Origin of the sequence: Metaclostridioides mangenotii, from assembly GCF_018917235.1 — a bacterium.
Lineage (GTDB): Bacteria > Bacillota > Clostridia > Peptostreptococcales > Peptostreptococcaceae > Metaclostridioides.
This window is the reverse complement of record NZ_JAHLOF010000015.1, coordinates 19776-30107: the sequence shown is the minus strand read 5'-3', so window position 1 is coordinate 30107 and position 10332 is coordinate 19776. Positions and strand designations below refer to the sequence as shown.

Here is a 10332-nt window from a genome sequence, read left to right as displayed (position 1 = left end):
AATAGCAGAGAGGATACACCTGTTCCCATTCCGAACACAGAAGTTAAGCTCTCTTGCGCTGATGGTACTTGGTGGGAAACTGCCTGGGAGAGTAGGACGTAGCCGCGTAATCTTTTTTATTTTTTGTTTTTATGTGGAGGGGTTAATGATTGAATTTTGAACGTATATGATGACGAAATTAGTTCATGTAGGCTGGCTAAGAGACCGCGCCAGACAACTACAATCACTAACATCGTCCTCATATCCATTCTAAATACAATCATTAACCCTTCATTAGATTAAACCCCAAAACCTAAAGACTTTTTACACTAAAGCTGTGTTTTTGGGAAGATCAAAACTTCAATTAATATAAAGAGATTAGTTCATGTAGGCTGGCTATCGAACCGCGCCAGACAACTACAATCACAAACATCGTCATCATATCCATTCTAAATGCAATCATTAACCCTTCATTTGGTTAAGAACTAAAATCTAAAAGCTTTTTATGCTAAAGCTACACTATGAAAAAAGTCAAAGTCAAAACCTAAGTAAATGACGACGAAATTACTTCTTCTTGTGGGCTGGCTATTGAACCGCGCCAGACAACTACAACCACTAACATCGCCCTCATATCCATCCGAAATGCGATCATTAACCCTCATTAGAATATAAAGTAAAAATCGAAAAGCTTCTTATGCTAAGGCTATATATAGAAATGATTAAAGATATAAAAGAAAAAGAATTATATTATTAGGTGGAATTTTATTCTGAAAAAGTGTACAATATGATTAAGATATATAGACTGAACTATTAAAACTTAATACTAGATATTGCTGGTTCTTTTTAGATTAATAGGGAAAAAGGTTAAATTCCTTTACAGCCCCCGCTACTGTGATGTTGACGAGACTTTTATTTGCCACTGTAATGATTCCATTATGGGAAGGCGGAAGTTGAGATTGAGACTAAGTCAGGAGACCTGCCTGCAATATTAAAGGATTTCTTCGGGGAGGGAGAACGTTTCTTTGAAATATTATACATAAAATTTTTCGTATATTTTCGATATCAGAAGCCCAACTCACGTTGGGCTTTTTTATGTATCAATTCTTTTCGGAGATTTATTTAAATAAAATTATAATAAGGGGTGGTATTTATGAAACGTTATTTAAAATTATCTGTACTTACCGCGGTAATGCTGGTTATTCTTAATCCATTGCCGTCTAATGCAATGCATATAATGGAAGGCTATTTACCTGTTGGTTGGTCCATTTTTTGGACTGTTGCTTTTATTCCATTTTTAGTAGTTGGGCTAAGATCTGTAAATAAAGTTATAAAGGAGCAGCCAAAGAAAAAGGTATTGTTAGCACTTTGTGGAGCTTTTGTATTCGTACTTTCTGCACTTAAAATTCCTTCAGTAACGGGTAGTTGTTCACATCCTACTGGTGTCGGATTTGGTGCCATACTATTTGGGCCTAGTGTTATGGCTGTATTGGGGACTATAGTTCTATTATTCCAGGCTTTATTATTGGCTCATGGAGGAATTACAACTTTAGGGGCCAATGCTTTTTCTATGGCTGTTGTTGGCCCATTAGTGTCTTTTGTTACTTTTAAGGTTCTAAAAAAAAGAAATTTTAAGAGTTCTACATGCGTATTTTTTGCTGCGGCATTAGGTGACTTAGCAACTTATACAGTAACGTCTCTTCAGTTAGGATTAGCATTCCCTGATCCAGTTGGAGGCGTGATGGCTTCAGTTGTTAAGTTTTTAGGGGTATTCTTTATTACTCAAGTACCAATTGCAATAGCTGAAGGATTGCTAACTGTTATAATATACAATCTTGTATCAAATAATGAAATGCAAGGAGTTGAGATAAATGGACACTAAATCTAATCCTAAAAATAATTCAAAAATGAAGACTAACTTAATATTGCTTTTGTTAGTGGTTTTAATTGCAATAATTCCTTTATTATTAAAATCAGGAGCTGAGTTTGGAGGAGCAGATGGTGAGGCAGAAGATCTAATTACAAAAATAAATCCAGACTATGAACCTTGGTTTAGCAGTATATATGAACCAGCTAGTGGCGAGATAGAGAGTTTACTTTTTTCGGTTCAAGCTGCATTGGGGGCTGGAGTTATTGGATATTATTTAGGAAGAAGAAAGAGAGACTAGTATGCTAGTTATTGATAAGTATGCTTATACAAATGCATTGAGAGATGTTGATCCCTATAAAAAAGTTTTAGCCAGTACATTTTTTCTATTATTATCACTTATTATAAAAAATGTGTATATTTTAGCATCAATTATTATATTTATGAGTCTAAGTTTAGTTGTTCTGGCTAAGATAGAGCTAAGAAAATATTTAAGACTCTTATGTATACCTTTAGGCTTTTTATTTTTAAGTATATTGGTTACTTTAGTAAGTATAAGTACGAGTAAAGGAAATCTATTACATAGTGTTGAATTTTTAAATTTGTATATAGGTGTGTCATCAGAATCAATCAATACTTCTATACATATATTATTTAGATCTATATCTTGTCTAGTTTGTGTGTATTTTTGTATGCTCACAACGCCTTTTAATCAACTTATTTATATTATGAAAAAGATACATTTGCCGAATACATTTGTAGAATTATCTATGTTGACTTATAGATTTATTTTTATATTTTTAGAGGAATTTACAGAAATCTATAAATCTCAGGAACTTAGATTTGGATATATTAATATAAAAAATTCATATAGATCGTTGGGCCTTCTAGCAAATTTACTGTATAATAGACTTATGCAGAGATATGAAGATATGTGCGTATCTCTAGATATGAAATTATATGATGGTGAGTTTCACATAGTAGAGGTAAGGAATGTATAAAATTAATAACTTAAACTTTAAATATGATAAGTCTGATTATGCGTTACAAGATATTAATATGGATCTTGGTAATGGGGATGTTATAGGTGTAGTTGGATCTAATGGATCAGGAAAATCAACGCTATTTATGAACATGATGGGTATTTTAAAACCGTCATCTGGAGAAATTATATTTGATGAAGATGTAATTAAATACGACAAAAAGAGTCTATATAATCTTAGAACAAATGTAGGTATAGTTTTTCAAGATCCTGAAAAACAAATATTTCATTCTAGAGTTTACGATGACATTGCCTTCGCTTTAAGAAACATAGGAATTGACGAAGATGAGATAAAAAGTAGAGTAAAAAAATCTTTGGAAGAGGTTAGATGTTTAGATTTAATAGAAAAGCCTATTCATTTTTTAAGCTATGGTCAAAAAAAGAGAATAGCAATAGCATCAATAATAGCTATGCAAAACAGGGTGGTTCTGCTAGATGAACCTACTTCAGGTCTTGATCCATCTAGTACAAAAGCTGTTATTGATATTATCAATAGGATGAAAGAAAATCGTGTAAAAGTAGTAATAACAAGTCATGATATGAATTTGATATACAATATATGTGATTATATATATGTATTAAACAAGGGAAGTTTAGTTATTGAAGGTGGATCTACGGAAGTTTTTGAAGATGAAAAAAAAATATTAGAATCAAACTTAGATTTACCATGGTTAGTTAAAGTACATAAACACATGAATTTGCCTCTGTTTAAATGTGAAGAAGATTTATTTTCATATTACAAAAACAGTCGCAATCAAAACGAAAATACAGATGATATAAAGGGATAGTAAGTCAAAATATATCTTTACCAAAATAATAGTACTAAAATATATATTATAAAAGATTGTCTAAATAGATGTAGGCAATCTTTTTTGTTTCTATTTCTTGTTTAAATTTAATTGTTAATTTATCAATAGAGTTTGAAGAAATCTTTAATTTGGATTAGAATATATTTATGACTTTAATTTAGGAGGAACAATATGAATTTAAATACATTAAATCCTGCACAAAGGGAAGCAGTCGAGAAGACAGAAGGACCTGTCTTGATCTTGGCTGGTGCTGGATCTGGTAAAACCAAAGTATTAACGAGTAGAATTGCATATCTTATTGAAGATAAAGGGGTACAACCTCCTAATATACTTGCAATAACCTTTACCAATAAAGCTGCAAATGAAATGAGGGAAAGGGTAGAACAAAATATAGAGACGGATACAAGGGATATGTGGATCAGTACTTTCCACTCATGCTGTGTAAGGATTCTTAGAAAAGATATAAATAAAATAGGCTATAATAGAAGTTTTGTTATATACGACAGCGCTGATCAAGTTACTCTTATTAAAGATTGCTTAAAGGAATTAAATTTGAGTGATAAGGTTTTTGATCCCAAAACTGTTATAAGTGTTATTTCAGGTGCAAAAGATAAACTAATGTCACCAAAAGAATTTAAAAATGCCAACATGGCGGATAATAGGATGGTTAAAGTTGCAGAAATATACGCATTATATCAAGATCGCTTAAAAAGAAATAGTGCTTTAGACTTTGACGATCTCATATTAAAAACAGTAGAGCTATTTAGAACTAATGAGGATGTACTTAATTACTATAGAAGTAGATTTAAGTACATAATGGTAGATGAGTATCAAGATACAAGCAAGGCGCAGTATGAGTTAATTAAAGCATTAGCTAAAGAGCACCAAAATATATGTGTGGTTGGAGACGATGACCAAAGTATATATGGTTGGAGAGGTGCAGATATAAAAAATATTCTTGAATTTGAAAAAGATTATGATGATGTTCATACTGTAAAATTGGAGCAAAATTATAGATCGACTCAGGTAATCCTTGACGCTGCCAACAAAGTAATCTCTAATAATATAGAAAGAAAAAGAAAGAAACTTTGGAGCGAGAAAAAAGATGGAGAATTAATTAAGATTGATCTTTCAGATAGTGAGCTCGATGAAGCCGAGTTTATCGCAGATTCTATTGCTAAGATTTATAGAAAAGAAAGAAGAAAGTACAGTGAGTTTGCTGTGCTCTATAGAGCTAATGCACAAGCCAGGGTAGTTGAGGACGCATTGAACAGAAGCCAGATTCCATATAATATATATGGAGGTACTAAATTTTATGAGAGAAAAGAGATTAAGGACTTAGTAGCGTATTTAAGGGTAATTCAAAATCCACAGGACGATATATCTATAAAAAGGATAATAAATGTTCCAAGGAGAGGTATAGGACTTAGAACTATTGAGAAAATAGAAGATAGAGCTAGTTTAAAGCAAGAGAGTATATATTCTGTTTTACTTGATATAGAGACGAACTCAGATATCTCTACTAAAGCGAAGGCATCAATAAGTGGATTCATAGATATAATTGGAACTCTAAGAACTATAAAAGAGGCTTATCCAGTGAGCAAACTTATAGAAAAGGTACTAGATACTACAGGCTATATGGATGAGCTTATTGAACTTAGAGACAAGAATATTGAGTCTATGTCAGGTAAGAGTGAAGAGGCTCAGGACAGAATAGATAACCTTATGGAGTTTATATCTATAGCACTTGAATTTGAGAATAGCACAGATGAAAACTTTGAAGAGAAAAATCTAGAGACATTCTTAACTGGTGTGGCTCTTACATCGGAAGTGTCTGAGGAAGAAGACGACGATAGAGTTTCTCTTATGACAATTCATACATCTAAAGGGTTAGAGTTCCCGGTAGTGTTTTTAACTGGTATGGAAGAGGGGCTATTCCCAATATCTAGAGCTATTAAATCTATGAATGAATCTGACATAGAAGAAGAGAGAAGACTTTGCTATGTTGGAATAACAAGGGCAAAAGAAGAACTATTCATGACTCTTACTAAGAGGAGAACTTTATATGGTAAGACAAATGTATCAGTGGCATCTAGATTTATGGAAGAACTACCTGATGAATGCATAGAAAAACTATACTCTACTAGCACAGAGCTACCTTATTCTAAGGCTAGTTATAATATGTTGGATAAATACACTAAAAAATATATGAACAATATAAATAGAACTGCAGTTGCGAGTAAGGTCAATGCAACAGTTAAGGATTCAAGTAAAGAAACAGACATTGACGATATAAAACTCGGATCAAAAGTTCACCATCCTAAATTTGGAGTAGGAACTGTGGTTACTATGATGGGATCAGAGTTAACTATAGCTTTTGATCAACAAGGTATCAAAAAAATAAATAAGGAATACACGACTTTAGATATTTTATAGTTATAAATTTTAAAAGGAGTGGTTTTATATGGATAGAGGTAATTTAAATAATTTAGCAAGTGAAATAATCGATTTTATATACGATAGTCCAACTGCTTTTCAAGCTGTTTCAAGCGTTAAAAGCATTTTGGATGAAAGTGGCTTTGATGAACTTCAACTAAATAAAAAATGGAGTATAAAAAAAGGCGGCAAATACTATGTTACTAAGAATTTATCAGCAATAGTTGCTTTTACTGTTAATTCTACAAATATAGAAGAAAGTGGCTTTAAAATTATTGGTTCTCACTCTGATTCACCTACATTTAGGATTAAACCAAATGCTGAAATGTCGGTTGAAAATACGTACCTTAAATTGAATACAGAAGCTTATGGAGGTGCAATTCTCAGCACTTGGTTAGATAGACCTCTTGGTATAGCAGGTAGGGTAGTATTAGGTGGAGGAGATTCTATTTTAAAGCCAATTGAGAGATTAATAGATTTTAAGAGACCAATGTGTATAATTCCTAATTTAGCAGTTCATTTAAATAGAAGCGTAAATGATGGTTATAAACTAAATAAGCAAATAGATATGTTACCATTAGTAGGGATTTTAAATGATTCCCTAGAAAAGGACAATTATATAATAAACGAAATCTCTAAAGAATTAAATGTAGATAAAGCTAATATTATAGACTTTGATTTGTTTTTATATGAATTTGAAAAAGGATGTATTATGGGTGCTAACAATGAATTTATATCTATAGGGAGACAGGACAATTTGTCGATGGCTTATACGAGTGTTAAATCTCTTGTTGAAGCTACAGAAGGAAGAGGTATAAATGTTGTATCTATATTTGACAATGAAGAAGTAGGAAGTTCAACTAAGCAAGGCGCAGATTCAAATATGTTACTAAATATATTAGAGAGAATTTGTATATCACTAGGTAAAGATAGAGAAGAGTTTTTTGAATCAATTTATTCATCATATATGATATCTGCAGATTTAGCTCATGCTGTCCATCCAAATATGGGAGGCAAGCACGATCCTACAAATAGGCCAGTAATGGGTGGAGGACCTACAATAAAAATTAATGCAAATCAAGCTTATACAAGTGATGCTTATTCTACATCTGTATACAAAAATATATGCCAAATTGCAGGTGTAAAATATCAAGAATTTGTAAATAGGTCTGATGAGAGAGGTGGAAGTACAATTGGACCTATTTCATCAACACATATAGACATACCTTCGGTTGATGTTGGTTGCCCAATATTAGCAATGCACTCTATCAGGGAGTTAGGATGTGTTGAAGACTATATTAATATGTACAAAACTTTTAAAACACTTTTTTCATTATAATATTACAGAAAGGGAGTGGAAGCAGTGAAGTTAGGATTATGTTTAGAAGGTGGCGGAGCAAAAGGATCATATCAAGCAGGAGTTATAAAAGGGCTTCATGATGGAGGAATCAGAGATTTTCATACAATTACAGGAACATCAATTGGAGCTGTAAATGGTTATTTTTTATTCACTGGTAATATTCAAAAACTTGAGGATATGTGGAAAAACTTTGCCGCTGGAAAAGGTGATGAGGTAAGAATAATCAATAATACTGTGGATAACTCACCACTAATGAACAGATTAGCAGGTTTATACTGCAAAGATAATAAATTAAACTGCAATTTTTATGTTAATTATGTTGAAGTAAAAAATCAAAAGCCGCAGGAAGTAGTAGTAAATCTAGAGGACAAGTCTGAAAAAGAGTGTCTAGAAGGAGTAAAATATAGCTCATTGTATCCATATACTCCAAATTCTACGCAAGGTTTTAGAGAAGAATTTACTAAAAATGTAGTTTCAGGAATGTATGATGGGTATAAATTAGATGGTGGTTTAATGAATAATAGACTTTTACAACCTATGATTGATGAAAAAGTTGATAAAATTATTATAATAACAATGAAGCATGACTATGTGATACCTGATATACTTAAAGAAGAATTTGGTGAAGAAAATATAGTGATAGCAAAGCCTAATGTAGAATTTGGACCAAGAGATACATTTAGATTTGAGGAAGGATTCTGTAAATCTAAATATGTTGAAGGTTATGAAATTGGTAAAAATATAGCAAAGTTCAATGTTATTGATATATAATTATCTTATGTTACATAAAAAAAACTTATAAAAAAGGTGAGGTAAACAGTATGGAAAATAAAAACCCAATAGTAACTATAGAAATGGAGAATGGAAAGAAGATAGAGGTAGAGTTATATCCACACATAGCACCAAATACAGTGAACAACTTTATTTCTCTAATCAATAAAGGATATTACGATGGAATAGGATTCCACAGAGTTATAGAAGGATTTATGATACAAGGTGGTTGTCCACAAGGGAATGGCACTGGTGGGCCTGGGTATGCTATAAAAGGTGAGTTTAGTGGCAATGGATTTACTAACAATTTAAAACACGATAGAGGTGTAATATCAATGGCCAGATCTATGATGCCAAACTCTGGAGGATCTCAATTTTTTATAATGCACAAGAATTCACCTCATCTAGATGGTCAGTATGCAGGTTTTGGTGCAGTAGTATCAGGAATAGACGTAGTTGATGAAATAGCTACAACTAGTGTAGATAGATCAGACAGACCAAAAACTCCACAAGTTATGAAAAAGGTAACTGTTGAGGCTTTTGGTGTTGATTATCCTGAAGTAGAAAAAATCTAGTATAATTTCATTATACTTTTGGTAATAATATACCATAATGTACTATTTACATTTTTGGAAATTTAGTTTACAATAATGGTGAGACGATAAATCCTAAAAACATAATACAAGTATTGAATATTTAAGAGGCCAGCTTAGAAACACCAGCTAAGCTGGTCAAGGAATAATTTTAAAATAATAAATAAAAAAAGTAACCGTTAGTCGGTTACTTTTTTTATTTATTATTTTAAAATATCATATGCTTTAATTAAAAGTATTTGTATTAAAATAGCTTTATTTATTAACTTTGTACTATCTATATTGCATCTGTCAAGTTTGGAACTAACTGTTTCTTTCTAGATACAACACCTTCAGCGAATACTCCTTGGTTAGCATTAACATCAAATGCGTTAGATATTACATTATCTTCGCCTTTATATATTAAATAAGAACCTTCTTTTATTATGTCCGTAATCGCTAGAACAAGCATGTCATAATTTGTTGAGTTGATATATCCTAAAAATTCATCTTTTTTTGCAAATACGGCATCTATATCCATTGTAAATACTTGGCCTATACCGACTTTTTTACCACTCATATCAAATTCTTTGAAGTCCATATTTACTATTTCTTCTACACTCAATCCATCTAGAGAAGTTCCAGCTTTAAACATATCCATAGCGTATTTCTCCATATCGATTTTAGCTATTTTACTTAACTCTTCTCCTGCGATCTTATCAAGTTCTGTAGTAGTTGGAGATTTAAATAGTAGAGTATCTGATAAAATAGCAGAGAGTAAAAGTCCAGCTATCTTATAAGGGATTTCAACGTTGTTTTCTTTATACATATTGTATATTATAGTACAAGTACAACCTACAGTCATTATACTTACAGAGATAGGTAGACTAGTGGCGATTCCTCCAAGTTTATGATGGTCTATTATCTCTAGTAGATTTGCTTTTTCTAATCCATCTGCACTTTGTCCATATTCGTTGTGGTCTACTATAACTACATTATCATCAGCTTCGACGCCATTTATAATTTTAGGTGCCTTAACTTTGAAGTAGTCAAGGGCAAATTGAGCTTCCTTTCTAATTTCTCCTAATGCGCAAGCAGTAGCATTATATCCTAATTTGTTTTTTAAATATGTCAACGATATTGAAGAGCATATTGAGTCTGTATCTGGGTTTTTATGTCCAAAAACAAGTATATCCATGTTATTACTCCTTTCAAATATATATATCTTTCAATAGGTTTATTATATCAAAATGGTGTATATATTGGTAGAAAAAATAATATCTATTATAAATAATTAAAATTGAACTTAAATGTATTGTATGTATTATGTCGATTTAAAAATTCTAACAAATTTAATTATAAATAACGTCTTTAAGTTTGTTAAAAAAAATAATATTGTGAATATTAAAACTAATGGAAATTTTACAAAATTCACCTTGACATTATGCTATTGAATAAATAGAATTAGTCTTAAGTAATACAAAAAACATTTCATAGTT

At 31.5% G+C, this 10332-nt stretch carries 9 protein-coding genes, 1 rRNA gene and 1 riboswitch; of the genes, 9 read left to right on the top strand and 1 reads right to left on the bottom strand.

Annotated elements, in window-relative coordinates; translation table 11 throughout:
• The 9 genes from rrf to KQI18_RS13690 all read left to right on the top strand — a co-directional run.
• Positions 1 to 108: ribosomal RNA gene (rrf, locus tag KQI18_RS13730) — 5S ribosomal RNA — on the top strand; the annotation flags it as partial.
• A 688-nt stretch (positions 109 to 796) separates the two neighbouring features.
• Positions 797 to 978: riboswitch (cobalamin riboswitch) on the top strand.
• 151 nt (positions 979 to 1129) lie between these two features.
• Entirely contained in the window at positions 1130 to 1858 is a 729-nt protein-coding gene (locus KQI18_RS13725) for an energy-coupling factor ABC transporter permease (protein WP_216468495.1), read from the top strand.
• Positions 1848 to 2144, top strand: coding sequence for an energy-coupling factor ABC transporter substrate-binding protein (locus KQI18_RS13720; protein WP_216468494.1), 297 nt, complete (start codon positions 1848 to 1850; stop codon positions 2142 to 2144). Before KQI18_RS13725 ends, KQI18_RS13720 begins: the two co-directional genes overlap by 11 nt.
• A gap of 1 nt (position 2145) precedes the next feature.
• Entirely contained in the window at positions 2146 to 2844 is a 699-nt protein-coding gene (gene cbiQ / locus KQI18_RS13715; RefSeq protein ID WP_216468493.1) for a cobalt ECF transporter T component CbiQ, read from the top strand.
• Complete coding sequence (locus tag KQI18_RS13710; RefSeq protein WP_216468492.1) at positions 2837 to 3673, top strand: energy-coupling factor ABC transporter ATP-binding protein; 837 nt, start codon at positions 2837 to 2839, stop codon at positions 3671 to 3673. Before cbiQ ends, KQI18_RS13710 begins: the two co-directional genes overlap by 8 nt.
• A gap of 192 nt (positions 3674 to 3865) precedes the next feature.
• On the top strand, positions 3866 to 6130 hold the full coding sequence (locus tag KQI18_RS13705) for an ATP-dependent helicase (protein ID WP_216468491.1): 2265 nt from the start codon (positions 3866 to 3868) through the stop codon (positions 6128 to 6130).
• A 28-nt stretch (positions 6131 to 6158) separates the two neighbouring features.
• On the top strand, positions 6159 to 7469 hold the full coding sequence (locus tag KQI18_RS13700) for a M18 family aminopeptidase (protein ID WP_216468490.1): 1311 nt from the start codon (positions 6159 to 6161) through the stop codon (positions 7467 to 7469).
• A 24-nt stretch (positions 7470 to 7493) separates the two neighbouring features.
• A complete protein-coding gene (locus tag KQI18_RS13695) occupies positions 7494 to 8261 on the top strand; it encodes a patatin-like phospholipase family protein (RefSeq protein ID WP_216468489.1) in 768 nt (255 codons plus the stop codon).
• A 50-nt stretch (positions 8262 to 8311) separates the two neighbouring features.
• Positions 8312 to 8836 (top strand): peptidylprolyl isomerase, encoded by a 525-nt coding sequence (locus KQI18_RS13690; protein WP_216468488.1) that lies wholly within the window; start codon positions 8312 to 8314, stop codon positions 8834 to 8836.
• 295 nt (positions 8837 to 9131) lie between these two features.
• Here the strand turns inward: KQI18_RS13690 and KQI18_RS13685 are convergent, their stop codons facing one another.
• The gene (locus tag KQI18_RS13685) at positions 9132 to 10031 is read right to left on the bottom strand and encodes a manganese-dependent inorganic pyrophosphatase (RefSeq protein ID WP_216468487.1); all 900 of its coding nucleotides are present in this window, start codon (positions 10029 to 10031) and stop codon (positions 9132 to 9134) included.
• Positions 10032 to 10332: the final 301 nt, after the last annotated feature.